We start from the raw sequence: 18,914 nt of genomic DNA on the forward strand, positions 1-18,914 counted from the left end.
TCGAACACCATTGGCTGGCGTGCAGTCGGTAGCTGGCAGAGCTGGCATTTGCCATAGTCGTTGTCACTTCTTCGTTGCCCGAACCGCTTTGGTTTCTAGCAAGCACTCGGGCTCGATTCCCGCCCCAGCGGGCACGATTTCCCTTTCCCCCAAGGTCAGCCAGATGTCCTCAAGACCGAAAAAACCAAAGATTGGATTTGATAGCGGCCCCGCCGGAGGCTGGGGGTCGGCGAAGTCTGTTGGCGAAATCATATTGCGCGAACACATTCCGCTGACCGGACCCTCTCTGCTTTCCCACCAGAACAAGCCAGACGGATATATGTGCGTCAGCTGTGCCTGGGCCAAGCCGGCGAAAACGCACCCATTGGAGTTTTGTGAAAATGGCGCAAAAGCAACGGCTTGGGAAATCACAAAACGTCGTGCCGACGAGGCGTTCTTTGCAAACCACACGCTGACGGAACTTGCGAATTGGCTGGACCATGACCTGGAAGAACAGGGCCGTTTGACCCACCCCATGCGCTGGGATCCTCTATCCGACAAATACCTCCCCGTCAGTTGGGAGGCTGCCTTCGACGAGATCGGGCGCGAACTGCGACAGGTCGCTCCAGAGCAGGCTGAGTTTTATACTTCAGGGCGCGCATCACTCGAAACGTCCTATATGTATCAGCTATTTGCCCGCATGTTCGGCACCAATAACCTCCCAGATTCGTCGAACATGTGCCATGAGAGCACTTCCGTTGGCCTTCCGGAAAGCATCGGAGCGACCGTCGGGACTGCGATCCTTTCGGATTTTCAAAACTGCGACTGCATTTTCTATATCGCGCAGAACGTGTCGACGTCGTCGCCGCGAATGCTTCACGATCTACAGGATGCCGTCGATCGTGGCGTCAAGATTGTTACCTTCAACCTCCTGAAAGAGCCGGGCCTAGAGCGTTTCGTCAATCCGCAGGCACCGGGAGAAATGTTGAGCGGGAAGGAGACGCAGATCTCCAGCGAATATTATCAGGTGCGGAACGGCGGAGACGTCGCTGCGCTTTTTGGCGTATGCAAAGCATTGATCGAGGCCGATGACGCCAAAAACGAACTGCATGTCAGCAAGGTCTCAGGAGCCGACGCGGAGCCGAGAAGCGATAGCGCTGCAGCGGTTGCGTTTGCCGCCTCCGTTGGAGCTGTCGATAAGAAGCATGTGCTTGATCACGACTTCATCGCCGAGCACACCGCCGGTTTCCAAGAGTTTGCGGCCGTGGCGCGCAAACATACGTGGGAGGAGCTGGAGAGAGTTTCCGGCCTGAGCCGCGAGCAGATGACACAGGCCGCGCGCACCTACGCCGATGCGAATGCGGTTCTGCTTGTCTACGGTATGGGACTGACCCAGCAGCTAATGGGTGTCGACAACGTTCACATGGTGGCTAACCTTGCGCTCTTGCGGGGCAATATCGGCAAACCAGGGGCCAATATCTGTGCCGTGCGTGGTCACTCCAATGTTCAGGGACAAAGAACTGTTGGCATTACCGAAAAACCCGCCCTCGTTCCCCTCGACAAGCTTGCGGAACTCTACAAGTTCGAACCGCCGAGGTGGGAGGGGCATTCCACGGTCGACACCTGCCGGTCCATCCTATCGGGCCAGACACGTGCTTTCCTAAGCCTCGGCGGCAATTTCATTCGCGCGATCCCGGAAACGGCTGCTATGGAGGCCGCCTGGCCGAAGCTGCGCCTCACTGTCCAGATCGCAACGAAGCTCAACCGCAGTCACCTTATTCACGGGGAAATCGCCTATCTCCTGCCATGCCTCGGCCGCCTGGAGATCGACCGGCAGGCAAGCGGGCCGCAGGCGGTCTCGATCGAAAGCTCGGTTGCCCATTTCCATGGCTCCCGGGGCAGAGTGGAGCCTGCAAGTCCCCATCTTCTTTCCGAGCCGGCGATTATTGCGGGAATGGCCAAGGCGACATTAACCAAAGGGCAGGTGCCATGGGATGCATGGGTTGCGGACTACTCGCTTATCAGGGCGGCAATCGAGGAGACCTATCCCGAGACCTTTAAGGATTTTAACGCACGTCTTTTTCAGCCGGGCGGACTGACCCGGCCGGTTCCGGCGCGCGAGCGCAAATGGGTAACGGCCAATCAAAAGGCAAACTTCATCACTCCGGCTCGACTGTTTCCCGACTTTGGCGAGGCTGCGGTTCGTCCCGACGTGCTCAATCTCGCAAGTCTGCGCTCGAATGATCAGTTCAACACGACGATCTATGGTTACAGCGACCGTTTCAGGGGCGTCGACGGTACGAGGCATGTCCTCTTCGTCAACCGGGATGACATTGCCGCGCTCGGGTTCGCTGCCGGTGACCTGGTCGACGTAATCACGGCGATCGACGGTCAAACCGACCGCAAGGTGCGAGGCTTCCGCCTCGTCGCCTACAATATTCCGAGGGGCTGCTGCGCAGCATATTATCCGGAGGTGAACCGGCTCTTTCCTTTGAGCCATCATGACCCGAAAGCCAAGACACCATCCTATAAGCTCTTGCCGGTCCGGTTCCGTCGATCCGATCAATTGTCCGTAGAGTGAGGCCTCGTGTTCCGGTGCTCGATTGCGAAGGTCCTGCTCGTGTCGCTTGGTCTCATGTCAGCCGCAGCGATCGGCTATTTCAGGGAGCCGCGAGTTTACCGGACCGATCCTCCGGTATCTGCCGCGCTTGACCAGTTCCGGCTGATGCCAAACCGCATCAGCGGGGCACCCACGGAGGTATATTTTGCGCTTGGCCAGTCCTACGAAAAAACCGGTTATGATCTCAGCCAGGGCAAGCGGCTATATTCCTGGTTCGGCTGTTCGGCCTGCCACGGTGACGGGCGGGGCGGGACCGGCCCATCTTTCATTGATGGCTGGTGGTATTACGGGCCATCAATGGTGTCGATCGTCGCCTCGATCAGAGATGGGCGACCCCACGGAATGCCTGCCTTCAAGGACAGGATGACCAGTGACGAGATCTGGCAGTTGGCCGGCTACGTCAAGTCACTCGGCGCTTACTCGACGAGCGTGGTGGCACCAAGTCGCAATGATGATAAAACTGATCGACCGGCCGAAAATCGCGGTCCGGCGTCGATACTCTTTGACGAAGGACCAAATCCTATCCATGCGGAACACGGGCCGTCGCCCTGATGAGAAACTGCCTGGCCATATCGCTTTTGTCCGTGCTTGCGGGATGCACTGGTCCTCAGTCGGCACTTGATACCCATGGCACGTCAGCCGGCGCGCTGAAGGATTTGATCATCCTTGTCGTCGTCGTATGTACGGCTGTCTGGCTGCTTGTTGTCGCTTTCATGGCCTGGTCGCTGTTGCATGGGAGAAACCGGCCGATTGTCGAGCATGATCGATCGGAGCAGAACATAACGAGGATCGTCAGCGCCGCGGTGACAGGAACCGTCCTGGTCATAAGCGCACTGACCGTGGCAAGTTTTTACACGACCCGGGCGCTCTACAACAGCTTAGATGCAGCTGTCACCGTCCGGGTGAAGGCGCAGCAATGGTGGTGGCAGTTCATCTACGAATATCCGGATGGAACGCAAATCTTTCAGACCGCAAACGAACTCCACATCCCGGTTGGTCAGAATGTGCGCCTGCAACTGGAATCGATCGACGTCATCCATTCATTTTGGGTCCCGAGCCTTGCCGGCAAACTCGACATGATCCCGGGCCGGTTGAACACCCTGACGCTGAACGCAAAGAACCCCGGCATTTATCGAGGGCAGTGTGCCGAGTTTTGTGGGCTCCAGCACAGCCATATGGCGTTTCTGGTGGTGGCACAGGAGGAGCGGGACTATCGAAGTTGGCAGTTCGCGCAACACCAGAGCGCGATTGAGCCTTCCGATCCCGAGGCAGCCCTTGGAAAGACAGCATTCATGAGCAAGCCTTGCGCGGCCTGCCATACCATCCGCGGAACAATGGCAGGTGGGACCTCGGGCCCGGATCTGACGCATGTCGGCAGCCGCGCAACGATTGCAGCAGGACTTTTTGATCGGACCCGCGGCTCGCTGGCGGCCTGGATTGCCGATCCTCAGACCTTGAAGCCTGGCAACAATATGCCGCTGATACCGCTGACGAGCGACGAGCTCCGGCAGATCTCAGCCTATATGGAAGGCCTGAAATGACCATGGATCGACAGGCCCACCGGCCCATCGATAGCGATTTTGCCGATGGAGAGATCGAGCGGCGGCTGGCAGTCACCTGGTGCGCGCGATCGGGGTTCTGGGGTGGCGTCGCCACCGTCGATCACAAGACGATTGCGCAACGCTACGTCTCCACAGCTTTCATCTTTCTCGTCCTCGGCGGCGTGCTCGCGCTGGCGATGCGCCTGCAGCTTTCCCAGCCGGAAGCACGTTTCATCAGTGCCGATCGCTACAATCAGATTTTCACAATGCACGGCACAAACATGATGTTCCTGTTTGCGGTGCCGGTCATGGAAGCAATGGCTGTCTATCTCGTGCCCCTGATGGTGGGAACACGCAACATCGCATTCCCGCGTCTCAATGCGTTCTCCTACTGGATTTACCTGTTCGGCGGCATCCTTCTCTGGCTGGCCTTCGCGCTAGATACCGCTCCGGATGTGGGCTGGTTCGCCTATGTCCCCCTTGCCGGACCGCAATACGGCCCAGGCAAGCGGACTGATCTCTGGGCCCAGATGATCACGTTTACGGAGGTCGCAGCCCTCGCCGTAGCAGTGGAAGTTGTTGTGACCGTCTTCAAGCAAAGGGCACCCGGCATGTCACTCGACCGTATCCCCGTGCTTGTGTGGGCGATGTTGGTCATGTCGTTCCTTGTCATCCTGGCAATGCCAGCGATCATGTTTGGTAGTTCGACGCTGATCCTCGACCGGCTGGTCGGCACCCAATTTTATAACCCGGCGAAAGGTGGTGACGCGCTTTTGTGGCAGCACTTGTTCTGGTTTTTTGGCCACCCGGAGGTTTACATCATCTTCCTGCCTGCCGTAGGCATGGTGTCAACCATCTTGCCAACATTTGTCGGGCGCCCGCTTTTCGGCTATTTGTGGCTGGTGATGGCGCTGATCACAACCGGCGTGCTCTCCTTCGGACTGTGGGTCCATCACATGTTTGTGGTCGGCCTTCCCCGCGTAGGCGAGAGCTTCTTCACCGCATCCAGCATGTCGATCGCCGTGCCGGCCGGCATCCAGATTTTTTGTTGGCTGGCGACACTTTGGTCCGGGCGGCCGGTGTTCAAGACGCCACTTCTCTTCGTACTCGGATTCATCGTCACTTTTGTGATGGGAGGCTTAACCGGGGTTATGGTCGCATCGGTCCCCTTCGATACACAGGTTCACGATACCTATTTCGTTGTTGCGCATTTTCACTATGTCCTGATCGGCGGGGCAGTCTTTCCATTGGTCGGCGCGATCTATTATTGGTTTCCCAAAATGACCGGGCGAATGATGAGCGAGCGGCTCGGACAACTGGCGTTCTGGCTGATTTTCGTAGGCTTTCACCTGACGTTCTTTCCAATGCACATTCTAGGCCTGTGGGGCATGCCACGCAGGATCTATACCTACCAGCCGGAATTGCCGTGGAGCGGCTTGAACCTGTTTGTCAGCTTGAGTTCGATCATATTGGCATTGGGCTTTGTGGTCTTCTTCATTGATGCCCTGCGCAGTTTTCGGTCTGGACCGGCGGCCGGACCGAACCCCTGGGGTGCCTCGACACTCGAATGGGCGACAACCTCACCCCCGCCACCATACAACTTCAGGCGCATCCCGGTCGTTCGCTCGCGAAATCCGCTGTCGGACGATGTTAAGGATCTTTCGACCGCTGCAGGCATGCGCACGGATCGCCGGGAGCTTTTGGTGACAAGTGTCGTCGAAGCCTTACCTGAGGCGAGGGAATCCTCACCACGGGACTCGGTCTGGCCATTCTGGTCGGCGATCGCTACCTCGATCATGCTGATCTGGTCGATTTTCTCGCCCTGGGCCGTGATCTGGGGATCTATTCCAGTCGCTATCGCCTTGATCGGCTGGTTCTGGCCGAAGGGCACACCGGAGGACGAATCGTGAAAGACCGCGTCGTTCTGGACGTCGCCGCGCTGCCGCTTCATGGCAGAGGCTCCAAAAGCCCAACCTGGTGGGCGACCTTGGCCTTCATGTTGATCGAGGGCAGCGGATTTGGCCTGGCGATTGCTGTCTACTTCTATCTGATGAGCCTTGCGCACGCATGGCCAATCGAGGCTCCCCCGCCCGACTTGTGGGCCGGCACCTGGCTGAGCGCAGTCCTCGTTACCAGCGCTATTCCCAACATTCTTATCTCCAGATGGGCACGTCAGAAAGACCTTCGCAAGGTCCGGCTCGGGCTTGTCGTCATGACGGTCTGCGGTGTCATTCCCATGGCATTTCGCGCTTTCGAGTTTGCGGCTCTGCACATCAATTGGGACGCAAATGCATATGGCTCGATTGTCTGGACCCTTCTCGGGCTCCACACCACGCATATCCTGACCGACCTGGTGGAAACGCTCGTTTTGACCGCCCTGATGTTTTCCCGTCATGCCGACAACCCCAGGCGTTTCGGGGATGTCGAGGACAATGCCCTTTATTGGCATTTTGTGATCATCACATGGTTGCCGCTCTACATCTGCATCTATTGGGTCCCACGCTTATGAGCTTTCTGCTTGGACGATATGCCGGCCTAGTGCTGCCGCCGACAGCCTGGGCAATCAACACGCAGTTGGGGCAGATCCTGCCCTACGCGGATTGCAACGGTGGTGTATCCTGGACGTTGATCGGAGCATTCGCCGCCGCTGCGATCGCCGCTGCCGGGGTCCTTTTCTGCTACAATGCGTTAACCGCCCAGCCGTCTCAAACCGGGTCGTTTGTCGGCAAGCTTTCGCTCCTATTCGGCCTGGCGGTTTCTTTCGCGCTCATTCTGCAGGTTGCGGCGACAGTCTTGGTGAACCCATGCGCACGCTGATAGCTTTGCTGCTCTTGCTCCTCCGTGTCGGGCCGGCAGCCGCTCATGGCGGGGAACCTCATGCCGAGCTTGATTGGACGATCGATCCGTGGATCGTCACGCCAATCCTCATCATTGCCGTTCTGCACGGTGCCGGCACGCTTCGACTGTGGCAACGGCGCAAGCGGTTCAGCGCTCGCTTGATCGCTTCGGTCGGCCTGTTCTGGTTGGGCGTGGCGGTGATGGTGATCGCCCTTGTCTCACCTTTGCACGAACTCGGCGAGCATATGTTTACGGTGCACATGATCGAGCATGAACTGGTCATGATCGTGGCGGCGCCGCTTCTTGCGTTGGCACGCCCGGTCGGCCTGCTTCTTTGGGGTCTGCCGAAAAAAGCGAGGCATCAAGTTGCGGCTGCGATAAGGCACCGTGCCGCACGTGTGGCTTGGGGTGTTGTTTCGCTTCCCCTTGTGGCGACGCTTTTGCACGGTCTGGCAATTTGGGTCTGGCACGCGCCGACCCTCTTCGACGCAAGCGTGACGGACGTCCTGTTGCACAGGCTCCAACACCTAAGCTTTTTCCTGACGGGTCTCCTCTTCTGGTGGGCGATTACCTGGCGTTGCGACTACGGGACCGCTGCCTGGCATCTTTTCGTAACAATGATTCATACTGGCGTTCTCGGAGCGTTGATCACGCTCGCACCAAACGTCATCTTCCCGGACCAAACCCGCTATTCCGATCAATGGGGCCTGACACCGCTGGAAGACCAGCAAATGGCTGGTCTCATCATGTGGGTACCGGGCGGGGTCATTTATGCGGCCGCAGCACTCTGTTCCGTGGCTACCTGGATCCTTTCCTCCAGCCAGGGAGGCAAGCGTGCCGACCGCTTCCACACTGTCTAAACCTGTCCTTGGCTTCATGCTATTTTTGCTGGCGGCTGGAGCGGTCGCTTTCGCTGCTGATCTGATCAGGCAAAGGGCCATGGCTCGAGACGTCGCCGAAGCGCTTACTGGGGGAGATGTGACACGAGCTCCAGCCGCGCTTCGCCGATACGGTTGCGGCGGATGCCACACGATCGCTGGAATAGCTGGTGCTGACGGAAAAGTGGGTGGGCGCCTGTCAGATCTTCGCCAACAGGTCTACATCGGAGGTGTGGTGACAAACACCCCGCAGAACCTCACGGCTTGGATCGTGGCGCCACAGCTATTTTCACCGACTTCGGCAATGCCTGCTACCGGTATTTCCGAAGCAGAAGCGCGTGACGTTGCGGCCTATCTTTATTCTCACTGATCAAGGCTCCGGCGTCGGTCGCGGCGGTAGCGATTTGATATAACGGGCTATGGCTTGACGGTCACCCGGTGGCAGTTGCCTGGTGTTCGTTACCACGTCCACCATTGATGAGCCCACCCGTCCATGTTGCGGGGTTTCCCCGGTCTCCAGCATTACAACGATGTCGGCTTCGCTCCAGGTGCCGATGCGCTCCGGCGTGATGTTCGGCACAAAGCCTGTCCCTTCCGGGTCGGGTCCGCCGGCAAATCGGGTCGATGATTTGATGGCACCCAGCCTGTTTCGTGTGGAATGACAGTCGGCGCAGTGGCCGAGGGTCTCCACGAGATAGCCGCCGCGATCGTGAAGCGGGTCGCCGTTGAGGGTGGCTTCGGACTGGCCCTGCCTGAAAAACAGCATCTTCCAGAAGGCAAGCACACGACGGTATCTGAAAATCAGGGGAACTTCGTGCGGCGGCTGTTTGCCGGCAACAGGTTGCAATGTCTTAAGGTATGCGTAGAGGTCACTGATGTCGTCGACGGATATCGCCGTATAGCTCGGATATGGGAAGGCCGGATAATAATGCTGGCGTTGGGGTGAGATGCCGGCAACCAATGCGTTCGCCAGATCAGATGCCGACCAAGCGCCGATGCCGTCGCTGCGATCGGGCGAGATGTTGGGTACGCGAAAGGAGCCGAAGGGAGACGCCAGCAGCAGCCCGCCTCCCAAGCGAAGCCGGTCAGGCTGACCAGGGCTTGCGTGGCACGATGCGCAGTCGCTTGCGTCAAATACCGCCTTGCCACGCGCTGCGTTGCCGCCTTCGAGGCGCTCATCATTCGGCCGAAATGCGGGAACAGCCTCGGTAACCTTCCAACCGATCAACAGACCGGACAAGACGATTACTGTTCCCAGACATGCCAATATCGGCCAAGGGCGGCTGCCATCGGCGGATGATGTTAATTGGGCGGCAAACTCGCTCTCTTTCTTCATCACGCTCCAACCAGCGCTGTGTCTTTTCTCGCTGTAGCAACGAATAATCCTTGTCGCGGGTTCCGCAAGCTCGGGCCCGGTATGCGCCCGTTTGACAAGTCAGATGACCCATCCCCGTCGCGTGCTGCGGCACGACTGCGCTGTCGAGCAAATGGAATGGTTTACCGAGAAAGCGGCGCATCCACGGGGAACCTTGAGCTGCAGCAAAAGTTAAGCTCCCAGTGAAAGGAGATTTGTCATGGGAATGAATAAACCGAAAGATGGCGCCGCCGGCACTACCGATCAGTCACCCCGCTGGGAGGGCCCGCAGGAGAACACCCCGCGTGGCTATCTGCGCGCCAAGGACAATCCGGATCACGCGGAGGATGCAAATGGGGAGACGAATGCCGATCCCAAGGTCAAGACTGTATCGGACGGTTACAAGCAGAAAGGCGAGTAAAATGGCAGACGTCGAAAAGGATGCCGAGGGTCAGTTCGCCAAACGAAAGCCGATCGAAAAGCGTCCGGCGTTCATAGTGCCAAGCCGACGGTGATCACCGGTTCCGAAGATGCGACCGTACACAAGATCCCTCCCGGTCAAGAGCCGGCGAAGGATTGGGACATTAACTACGATCCCGACAGCTCGAACGAAGGACGGATGCGCTAATCATTTCTTGCATGCAACGTACTCCGCAGAAAGCTTGAGCACGACATTCTTTAAGCCGCGTCGTCAGGAATGGCATCCCGTCGGAGAAAACCTATTCATCGCATTAGGCGACTATAGACCGCCACGTCCGAAATGCGCTCGAAATGGGCAGGTGGGCGACACCCGGGTCGAGCGTGGGGGGCCAAGGCCCCAAAACGAGTTGGTACAACGATCCGTCGACTCCTGTTGCACTCGTGATGTGTGATCCAAACGCGTCTGTCTTGCGCCTTTATCGGAAGCGTCGAAACAAATACTTTCCATTGTTCCCGGGCATGCTAGCAATTGGCCAATCGGTTTGCGAGGGAATCAACGTGCAATGAGCAGAAATCGACTGAACGCCCAGCTGTCATTTGTACTTTCTCTCATAGCGGCGACCTTCCTTGGTGGTCATGCGTCAGCGGGGGATCAGGTCTTTGATGAACTGCGTTTCGGCACATCAACGTCCGTCCAAGGCGGCGGCTCTGCCGAAGATGGCGTCTTTCCCGAAATAACTGCTTTTTTCGATCCATTCGGGTATGAATCTGCCTCGAACTGGAGAGATCAGCTCATGCGTCCGCGCGTGCACCTTGGGACGTCCATCGGAACCGCGGGTGAAGCAACGCAATTTTTCACGGGATTTAGTTGGACGATTGATTTGACCAGCAAGGTCTTTGCCGAAGCTGGATTCGGCGGAGTTATCCATACGGGGAATCTGGATGGCAACGAGGACGGCCCCAATCTCGGCTGTCGTGTCCTGTTCCACGAATATATTGGTGCCGGCTATCGTTTCACAGAACACTGGAACTTGCTGGCTCAAATCGCGCATTCATCGAACGCAAACCTCTGCAGCCCCAACGATGGGATGACACGCGCAGGGCTGCAGGTCGGGTACAAGTTTTAATCGAAGTCTCTGTACAAGAGTTCGGCCAAGGGCAGGCTCGATGGCGACCCGTGTGCGTTCGAAAGGCTTAGCTTACCGTTGGACGCGACACCCTCCACATCAGATCGCGTACAGCGCTTGGCTCGCGCTAATTCTATAGCCCTTCCCGGCGGTCTGACCGGCACCTTCCAGCAGGATCATAGTGGCGTCCTTTATCGCCGATGGGCGCTTTCGCTGTCCAGAAATGCGTGTCGATCAAGTTCGGGGAACGCTTGCCAAGTGGGCCGACTGCATGATCTTGCTTTGACGATGCGGCAAACAGAAGTAGCCCGGCAAGAGAGCTGACGTCTTATCCATGCGGCAACAAGCGACGGTCGGGCTGGACGGCGATTTGATGCGCAGTAGCGACTGTAGGATGACGCAGACCTTGAGAACTGCTTCACAGGAAGCTGGAACAAGTATCCGCAATTGAGGTTGGATCTGCATAGTGGAGAGGGTCCAATGGCAGATGATGGCAGCGATTCCTACGGTTCCACCGATCCGAGCACGCCCTACGAAGGACAGCACAATCCCCCACCCAAAGGAGGGGTTGCCAAATCCGCATGGGCGGTTGCTTTGCTGGCCGGGTTCCTGATCCTCGTCGGCATTTGGTTCCTTTTATAGCCGAACACGCCTACAAAGTCCCACTCTCGGTGGCGTTCAGGAGACGGTGTTCAATAATTGGAACAGTGAATGCTGGGTTGGAACGGACCCGTCTGCTTTCATGCCCACGGAGGAGTTTCGGAGGAACCTCCAACTACAATCAATCGCTATGCGGTGTGGCTCGATCGGCCCGAAATTCTGACCACGGGGCCCAAAAGGAGGAGGCCCCGGTAAATGCGATATCGCATTTGCGCTTCATCCGACGCTCAGGGCAATACAAATATTGCTCTTTCAGACGTTACTGAAAGCAGCGTTCCTTTGGGTCACTCGCGACTCGATCTGAGATTTCCTTGCCGCACAGACAAACGGGTCGCGGAACCATCCGTCGCCTAGCAGGTTGTGTTTTTGGGAATTAAGGAGGTATCAGATGAAGATCGCATTGATTTCGACCTCGCTTGCCGTTGTCCTGCTCGCCATTGCGGCGACCTACGCGCTACCAGCATTTGAAGGGCGCGACATTCCGGAGCCCTATCGGTTTGCGCAGGTAAGGTAGTGCCCACGCATCGTTCTAATGGCTCGCGACGCCGGCCTGTCGCTTCAGCAGGGACGGCTGCAGCCGCCACCCACTCTTCTTAATCTGCCGCGAACGCTGCCCGTCTTTCCATGGGTTCTCCTGTGAGGAGTCGGCAGGGCTCGCGCCGGTTTTCGACGGCGCTGGTGAACTGCGCGAGGCCTCACTGCTCGGAGTTGCGCCACCTCTGCCGAGCCTCTGTGCAGACCGTCCTTGAACGACTGGGCGAGCGCCGTCGCGGCCGTTCTTAACGCGAATGCGATGCGCGCGGATTCCATCGTGTAATTTCTCCAAATGTTTGTAACTGCGGGGCGGCGACTGTCTCGCAAATGAAGGTCGATGGCGATTGTTCCCGGGCTACAACCTTGGTCCGGGGCATGTCCGACCAAGGTCCTACCCAATGGAACGCGCTGTGAATTTGTCCGTTGTCCCGGCGGCTGAGATGCTCGTTCGATTGAGAAGGAAGACCAAATGCCTCGCAAGGTTACGACCCGGCCAACGCCATCCGCTGGTGCCCGGCGGGCGGGCGATCGTCGAGCGCTCATCCAGAAAAGTCATACAGATCTTCAACTGACGGACGGGAGCATGCCCGAAGCGCCCGCCTCCTCAAGAAAAACAGGACCTTGACATGAAGGCCATTGCAACGCTGGCATTCGGTATCGTGAGCTCCCTCGGCGCCTGCATCAGCGCCGCCTCAGTCGCCTCTATCGTCATGGCCCACTCTGAGGGCCACTCGTTCGGTCGGCTGTCGGCCCCGGACCTCTGGACCACAAACCCGGTTCGCATCGATCGCAGCAAGCAGGACTACCAGCGTCTACCACCCGCCTATTCGAGCTATGTCACCGATGCACCGAAAGTAGTGCTTGCCACCCGCAAGCCGAACCGCAATCCCGAGGCGACGGCTGGCAAACTCCCGGTTTTATCGGCGGCGCATCTGAACTGGTGCGCGGGGCGCTATCGCTCATTCGATCGCGCGACCAACAACTACCGCACCTACAGCGGACGGATCCGCACTTGCATATCGCCATATACTACGCCACAGCCGACTGAGGCGGATGTGACTGTGGTCTCAGAAGCCCGCGGTGGAAATTCCAAGGCCGCGTGGTGTGCCGCCCACTATCAGTCTTATAGGGAGCAGGACAATACTTATCAGCCATACGAGGGTCAGCGGCGCGACTGCGAGATTCGTTCCGCCGCAGAAATTGCGTCGGCTGAAAACCTGGGGGACCCGCGGAGGAAGTGACAAAAATTTGCGCGATTATCAGAGGACGAGCTCGCCTCTTCATTGCGACGCGTGTGGCGATAGCGCGTTCCGGCGCTCGTATTCGTCGCATCTCGAAAACTTCAGGCGCCTCGTGTCGAGCGCGCGAAATGAAGCGCGGCGATAGAATCAAGTGCGGTTCGACCATCGGCAAGATCGAAATCTTAAATAGCTGGCCGCCTGGAGCCGGCAGTCTCGTGCAACTCGTGATTGCGACTTCGTGCGATGGAAACGGCGCACTCAAGCGCGGAGGAAAGAGCGTATAGGGTTGGTGGACAATTCCGCAATTTTCGGGTTGCCGGATCTCGCTGCTCGATCTCAGGCTCAGTCTGAGCAAACCAAATCACTCGATGGTAGCGGCATTGGATAGAGCGGGCGTTCTTGACCCGAAGCATCTACGCTATCTCGCATGCGGAGGAAATCGCTATGCAAGGCCCTGATTACCGCATCTTGCCTCAAGTCGCGCAATAGTGGTTCGCGTTCTATGAAGTGCCCACTGACGGGTGTGCCTCCACCCCATTCTTTAGCGCCGCCACTGACCTGTTCAATAACGGATATCGTAGCGCCGACGATATCGCCACGATGCTGATCGGAAACTATGTCGGTCTGTGGGGGCGACAGGCGTGAATGCCCTAAGCTCGGCTTCAGTGCACTGACAGGAGCCCCTCTTTTAAAGGAACTGCCGTCCAAAATGTCATCAGTCAGGAGGAGGAATTTCGAGTGGGTCAGGATTATGTTCTGGTTTCTGCGACAAGCCGCCGCTCTCCGGACCGAGTACGACCATCAGACCTAAGTCCGTGGCAAGGAACCTCGTGCCAAGTGTTTGCGTTCCAATGAGCCGGGAAGGATAGGTCATCATCATGAAAAATGCGACGTCCAACTTCTTTTCGAAATTCGCCACCACGATCGCCGACTGGTCCGGGCGACCTGTGGCCTTCGCCTCCGCGGTCGCGCTCGTGATCATATGGGGAGCGTCGGGGCCATTCTTCGACTACTCCGAGACTTGGCAGCTTGTCATAAACACCGGCACAACGATCATCACCTTCCTTATGGTCTTCGTCCTGCAGAACTCCCAGAACCGCGACGGCAGGGCGCTTCAAGCCAAGCTCGACGAACTCATTCTTACCTCTCAAGCCCAGAATAAGTTCGTCGGCATCGAAAAGCTCGACGAGCGCCAGCTGCGCGAGATGAGCGAGCGACTAGCGGAAAAGGCCGAGTGCGTCGAAGTCATGGCGGACGAGAAGGTCGAGAATTTAGAACCATCAAAGTAGTGAATTCTGACCCCGGGTCAGGCCCATCAACTCGTCTGTGTCGCTATCTCGGTACCGGTCGGTGGTTGCCGACGCCGCTTGAACCGATAGGACGTCGACCGCCCCTGAAATACGTGGATGTCTCGTTTGTGAAAATGCTGCATCACCAGCAGAACCGATGAATTTGCCGAATCTTTTCGACAGCAGGAACCATTCTGAGAGCGGCCCAAGGATGGCGACGCATCAGATCGCCCCGGCTGCGACCGCCAAAACAACCACGCCGTCGGCTGCGAGCGGCCATCCTTTCCGGCATGCCGAGGACAGAGTGCCGTCTTGCGGTGGACGAGACACGAGCTGGGCTTGCCGAGGATTAAGCTCAAGACATTGGGGAGTTCGCCCAAAACTTCATAACCGCCCGCAGCGAAAATGCGTCTGGAACAGGAGCAGAGGCGACGGACCACGCGGACGGAACATGTAGGCTTGACGAAAGTTGGTCACACATCAGATTGGATGGAGTTGACACGATGGTACGCTTGAATAATCGCACGGAGCAGGTAACGGAAAGCGCGACCGAGGCGAGACAGGGAAGCCGTGGCAGGCCGGTCCTACTGGTACTCTTAAGCGGGCTGGTGCTTGCTGCGGTCGCCTGGGGAGCTTCGGAATTCTGGGGTGAAAGCATCGATAAAGATCCGCAGGCTACGGCGTCGACGAAACCGGATCCTATCAACGCACAACCTTCCAGTCCGACAGCGTTCGATAACGATCCGGCAAGCGGTGCAAGCAGGCCGCCGGAAGCGACTGACCGTGACCTCACACCGACGGGTAACGGCGGTGGCCCCACGATGATTACCACTCCCAGCGGGACAGAGAAGGTTCGGTGAAGTCGACCACTTCTGACGAGCGCGTCGTCTCCATTTGAACGACTGCGCATACTTTCATGGGGCCGTGATCAATCCGAGCCGCGTCGCCACGGGGGTGTCGTCGAGGGACAGGGGAAGACGTCCCGAGGCAATCAAGAGCGCTCCCATCGACGTTCCTCGAAGCTGTCGAGATTCCGTTGGCGTAGCATCTTAATCTGCAGGTGTCATTTGCCGGTCAAAACAACAGAAGAACTTGCTATGCGCAAAGCCCGGCGGGCCGAACGGCGCCAATTGCAGCGCGCTGCAAACGAAGTGCGTGCTTCCAAGATGCACGATGCTAGATTGGAACAGCAACGGCCAAGGCTCGCCGATATCCCGCGTGATGCCAGCGTCCATGTCGGTTGTTCTGGGTGGTACTATTGGCACTGGAACGGTCGCTTCTACGCCAGGGATCTACCGCGGAACAAATGGTTTTCTTTTTATCAAACGCAATTTCAAACCGTCGAACTAAACGCCCCGTTTTATTCTTGGCCAACGGTCGCCTCGGTAAAGACCTGGCTTCGCCAAGCCGAGGAAGAATTCATTTACACTGTCAAGGTCTGTGAACTGATAACCCATATCAAGCGCTTCGAAGGTACCGAGGGGCTGATCCAGGATTTCTACTATATTGCGGATTTGCTGGGAAATCGCATGGGATGCTTCCTGTTTCAGCTACCCCCGAGCGTCCGCTATTCGCCCCGGACTTTAGACCTGATCTTGTGCCAGCTTGATCCGAGCCGTCGAAATGTCGTCGAATTTCGTCATAAGAGTTGGTGGGAAGAGGACGTTTTCGAGAAATTCAAAGCAGCAGGAATTACCTTCTGTTCGACCAGTGGACCACGTCTTCCCGATGATCTCATCAAAACGACAGACGACATATACGTGCGCTTCCATGGCACGTCACAATGGTATCGTCACGACTACAGCGACGACGAGCTGGAACATTGGGCTGATCGTATAAGAAGGAGTGGAGCCAAGCGCGTATGGGCGTATTTCAACAATGACAGAGACGCAAATGCGACCAAGAACGCTAAGTCGCTTTGTCAAATTCTTGCTCGACGGCCCGGTTGGCCGGTCTGAAGCCGTGTCTCTCTGGTCCGCCGAGTAAGCGCTCATTTTGCGCTCGATCAAATCCCCGATGGGATAAATCATCTCGCAAAGGCCGCGACAACTCACTAGCGAAATTAAACCAGTCGACCAATTTCCTGGTGGTGACTATCCGGATGGGCTGAGATCACAATCGTGTTCCACCACCCGCCCTTAGGGGTCCGATCCAGCGCTTGTACGCTTTCTGTCATCAGCAGCTCTCTCGGCCATCTTCGCATTGTGGCTTCCGAAGCGTGGCCGTTCGGCCGCAGGTAACAAGGGACCCGGCCAGGAACCGGAAAAACGATTGCTTTAGTCAAGGGCGAACCTGGGGAACATGTCCTAGCAAGTTTCTGCCGCAACAGGACCGGTTGTCCCAGGAACAAACCCGCTGCAGCGAAGTTGGGAGGCATCTGAACAGATTCGTCAACCTCAGGGAGGCAGAGATGCCCGAAGAATTCCGCCCGGGACCATTCAGTCCATCCGGCTTGTCGTCAAGGAGCAATGATGCTTCACCGTCCGCACACCCGGCCCCCACGCTCAGCGATCTCAAGGACAGGGTTTCAGGCGACCTCACACAGGCTGCGGATGCCGTCGAGGCAAGTGCTGCAACTGTTATGACCAAGGTCCAGGACAAAGCTGCCGAGCAAAAGAATTTCGCGGCACGCCAGGTCGGCGGTGTGGCTACTGCCCTCGAAAAGGTCGGCAGCGAACTGGAAGCCGGTGACCAGCGGGACGTGGGCAGACTTGCCCGACGCATAGGTCACGACATTCAGGCAATTGCAAAGGATATGGAGGGGCGCGATCTCGGCGAAATCGCCGGCATGGCGGAGGCATTCGGCCGTCGTCAGCCTGTCGCTTTTCTCGGTGCCGCGGCACTGGCCGGTCTGGTAGCAAGCCGGTTCCTAACCGCCTCGGCAAAACGCCCGGCGTCACGCCCCTCACAGGGGTCGCCTGACGGGACATCACATGCACAGGATTCGTCCGATCGCACCGGAGGAACGAACAATGGCTAAGCTAGGAGACAACACGCCTTTGGCTGAATTGGTCGGTGGGCTTCTCGCGGACGTTACAGGGCTGCTACGCAAGGAAATCGATCTCGCCAAGACTGAGGCTTCGGAAAAACTCAGTAGCGCCCTGAGCGGCGTGGAGGTTCTTTTAATTGGTGTCGTGCTCGCGATCGGCGCCGTCGGCGTGCTCCTCAGCGCCTTGGTCGGCGGACTTGCGGCCGCGCTTGTGCAGAACGGCATGAGCGAAACCAGCGCGCAGGCGCTAGCAGCCGTGATTGTCGGTGTCGTCATTGCCGCCATTGCCTGGGCGCTTGTGTCGAGAGGAATTGCTGCCTTGCGGGGTACGCGATTCAAACTTAATCGAACGACCGCGTCGCTTCGCCGTGATGTGGACGTTGTCAAGGAGAAAATGTGATGACGCAATCTTCTGAAAAATCCTCCGCCGATTTACAGCGCGAGATCGACGACGATCGCCAGAGGATCGAAGCGCGGATCGATGCTATCCAGGAACGGATGTCCCCCGGGCAGCTCGTTGATGAGGTCCTTGCCTATGCCAAGGGAAGTGGCGGCGCTGATTATTTGACCAACCTTGGAAGAGCCGTGAAGGCCAACCCACTGCCGGTAGCGTTAATGGGCGTGAGCCTTGCGTGGCTGGTGGCTAAACAGGGCGCCTCCGGGTCTCAAGGCTTGCCGGCGCCGGACGACCGGGAGGTTCTTCCGTTCTATCCCGCGCGGGGGACAATCAAACGCGTTGGCCCGCCAGAAGACATCGGCGGCCTTCGTTACAGCCACTTTACGGACGAGGCTGGCGAACGCTTCAAGGCTCTTACCGATGAGACGGGACGTCGGGCCGGCGATTTCCTTGATTCAACCGGCAAAGCCTATCGCGGCTTTTCGGACGCGGCCGGCCAGCGCATCTCTTCCATCAGCGATGAAGCGGGCGCTGCTCTCGATGCTTCGCTGGGGTGGGCATCCGACACTTGGGACAGTGTCAAGGGTGCGGTCGGCGGCGCGACTCAGAAGATCGGCGAGGCCGCGGGATCCGTTTCCAGCGCTGCCGGCTCGACCGGAACGACCCTCATGAATCAGTCGAACCGGTTGAATGAAGCAATTCTGTCGCATTTCCGTGACCAGCCGCTGGTTGGTGGCGCTCTCGCCTTCGCAGTCGGAGCGGCGATCGGGGCAGCACTTCCGCACTCAGAACAGGAGGATGAGATCCTTGGCGAGGCAGCTGACGCGGTCAGGGCCAAGGCTGCTTCGGAAGCGGAAGACGCACTCGAATACGGCAAGGATGCAGCTTCCGCTGTGTTCGACAAAGCACTCTCGGTGACGGCGGATCTCCACGATGCAGCAAAGGGCCGCATCATCGATGAAGTGGATGGTTTAAAGAACAAGGGCGCTGCGACATAAAGTGTCGTTGAGTTAAGGCGCGGCGCGTTTTGATCTATGACCTCTGGGC

Annotated in this window: 20 protein-coding genes and 1 pseudogene; 20 read left to right on the top strand and 1 reads right to left on the bottom strand. The window is 57.9% G+C overall.

Features of this window, described 5'->3' with window-relative positions:
* Positions 1-163: 163 nt before the first annotated feature.
* From AC1DTN_RS32680 to AC1DTN_RS32715, 8 genes are all read left to right on the top strand, one after another.
* Positions 164-2,560 carry an FdhF/YdeP family oxidoreductase gene (locus AC1DTN_RS32680; protein ID WP_477924327.1) on the top strand — a complete coding sequence of 799 codons (2,397 nt, stop codon included), beginning with the start codon at positions 164-166 and terminating at the stop codon, positions 2,558-2,560.
* A gap of 54 nt (positions 2,561-2,614) precedes the next feature.
* Positions 2,615-3,151 (top strand): c-type cytochrome, encoded by a 537-nt coding sequence (locus AC1DTN_RS32685; protein WP_477924290.1) that lies wholly within the window; start codon positions 2,615-2,617, stop codon positions 3,149-3,151.
* Positions 3,151-4,140: a cytochrome c oxidase subunit II gene (gene coxB, locus AC1DTN_RS32690; protein ID WP_477924292.1), complete on the top strand. Its 990-nt coding sequence runs from the start codon at positions 3,151-3,153 to the stop codon at positions 4,138-4,140. Before AC1DTN_RS32685 ends, coxB begins: the two co-directional genes overlap by 1 nt.
* Before the next feature lie 2 nt (positions 4,141-4,142).
* Entirely contained in the window at positions 4,143-6,050 is a 1,908-nt protein-coding gene (gene ctaD / locus AC1DTN_RS32695) for a cytochrome c oxidase subunit I (protein WP_477924328.1), read from the top strand.
* Complete coding sequence (locus tag AC1DTN_RS32700) at positions 6,047-6,649, top strand: cytochrome c oxidase subunit 3 (protein WP_477924293.1); 603 nt, start codon at positions 6,047-6,049, stop codon at positions 6,647-6,649. The genes ctaD and AC1DTN_RS32700 overlap by 4 nt, the downstream gene beginning before the upstream one ends.
* The gene (locus AC1DTN_RS32705) at positions 6,646-6,957 is read left to right on the top strand and encodes a hypothetical protein (protein ID WP_113321414.1); all 312 of its coding nucleotides are present in this window, start codon (positions 6,646-6,648) and stop codon (positions 6,955-6,957) included. Before AC1DTN_RS32700 ends, AC1DTN_RS32705 begins: the two co-directional genes overlap by 4 nt.
* Positions 6,945-7,838, top strand: coding sequence for a cytochrome c oxidase assembly protein (locus tag AC1DTN_RS32710; protein ID WP_113321413.1), 894 nt, complete (start codon positions 6,945-6,947; stop codon positions 7,836-7,838). The genes AC1DTN_RS32705 and AC1DTN_RS32710 overlap by 13 nt, the downstream gene beginning before the upstream one ends.
* A gap of 79 nt (positions 7,839-7,917) precedes the next feature.
* Entirely contained in the window at positions 7,918-8,226 is a 309-nt protein-coding gene (locus tag AC1DTN_RS32715) for a c-type cytochrome (protein WP_310384743.1), read from the top strand.
* On the opposite strand, the gene AC1DTN_RS32720 is transcribed toward AC1DTN_RS32715, so the two are convergent.
* Positions 8,227-9,192 (bottom strand): cytochrome c, encoded by a 966-nt coding sequence (locus tag AC1DTN_RS32720; RefSeq protein ID WP_477924295.1) that lies wholly within the window; start codon positions 9,190-9,192, stop codon positions 8,227-8,229. It lies immediately after the preceding gene.
* A gap of 238 nt (positions 9,193-9,430) precedes the next feature.
* Between AC1DTN_RS32720 and AC1DTN_RS32725 the strand changes: the two genes are divergently transcribed.
* From AC1DTN_RS32725 to AC1DTN_RS32780, 12 genes and pseudogenes are all read left to right on the top strand, one after another.
* The gene (locus AC1DTN_RS32725; protein ID WP_025668348.1) at positions 9,431-9,631 is read left to right on the top strand and encodes a hypothetical protein; all 201 of its coding nucleotides are present in this window, start codon (positions 9,431-9,433) and stop codon (positions 9,629-9,631) included.
* A gap of 1 nt (position 9,632) precedes the next feature.
* Positions 9,633-9,838: pseudogene (locus tag AC1DTN_RS32730) on the top strand (hypothetical protein).
* Positions 9,839-10,193: 355 nt separating this feature from the next.
* Entirely contained in the window at positions 10,194-10,757 is a 564-nt protein-coding gene (locus AC1DTN_RS32735; protein ID WP_025668350.1) for an acyloxyacyl hydrolase, read from the top strand.
* Positions 10,758-11,237: 480 nt separating this feature from the next.
* Positions 11,238-11,399, top strand: a complete 162-nt coding sequence (locus AC1DTN_RS32740; RefSeq protein WP_162747955.1) for a hypothetical protein — start codon at positions 11,238-11,240, stop codon at positions 11,397-11,399.
* 406 nt (positions 11,400-11,805) lie between these two features.
* Positions 11,806-11,931: a hypothetical protein gene (locus AC1DTN_RS32745; protein ID WP_477924298.1), complete on the top strand. Its 126-nt coding sequence runs from the start codon at positions 11,806-11,808 to the stop codon at positions 11,929-11,931.
* 646 nt (positions 11,932-12,577) lie between these two features.
* Positions 12,578-13,192 carry a BA14K family protein gene (locus tag AC1DTN_RS32750; protein ID WP_477924299.1) on the top strand — a complete coding sequence of 205 codons (615 nt, stop codon included), beginning with the start codon at positions 12,578-12,580 and terminating at the stop codon, positions 13,190-13,192.
* 878 nt (positions 13,193-14,070) lie between these two features.
* Positions 14,071-14,481, top strand: a complete 411-nt coding sequence (locus AC1DTN_RS32755) for a low affinity iron permease family protein (protein WP_025668353.1) — start codon at positions 14,071-14,073, stop codon at positions 14,479-14,481.
* A 503-nt stretch (positions 14,482-14,984) separates the two neighbouring features.
* Positions 14,985-15,341, top strand: a complete 357-nt coding sequence (locus tag AC1DTN_RS32760) for a hypothetical protein (RefSeq protein ID WP_477924300.1) — start codon at positions 14,985-14,987, stop codon at positions 15,339-15,341.
* 207 nt (positions 15,342-15,548) lie between these two features.
* Positions 15,549-16,439: a DUF72 domain-containing protein gene (locus AC1DTN_RS32765; RefSeq protein ID WP_477924301.1), complete on the top strand. Its 891-nt coding sequence runs from the start codon at positions 15,549-15,551 to the stop codon at positions 16,437-16,439.
* Between the two features lie 452 nt (positions 16,440-16,891).
* Complete coding sequence (locus AC1DTN_RS32770; protein WP_113321407.1) at positions 16,892-17,461, top strand: nutrient deprivation-induced protein; 570 nt, start codon at positions 16,892-16,894, stop codon at positions 17,459-17,461.
* A complete protein-coding gene (locus AC1DTN_RS32775) occupies positions 17,454-17,870 on the top strand; it encodes a phage holin family protein (protein WP_025668358.1) in 417 nt (138 codons plus the stop codon). The genes AC1DTN_RS32770 and AC1DTN_RS32775 overlap by 8 nt, the downstream gene beginning before the upstream one ends.
* The gene (locus AC1DTN_RS32780) at positions 17,870-18,865 is read left to right on the top strand and encodes a DUF3618 domain-containing protein (RefSeq protein WP_113321406.1); all 996 of its coding nucleotides are present in this window, start codon (positions 17,870-17,872) and stop codon (positions 18,863-18,865) included. The genes AC1DTN_RS32775 and AC1DTN_RS32780 overlap by 1 nt, the downstream gene beginning before the upstream one ends.
* The last annotated feature ends 49 nt before the right edge of the window (positions 18,866-18,914 follow it).

It is taken from the genome of Rhizobium sp. 01T444, from assembly GCF_056398305.1.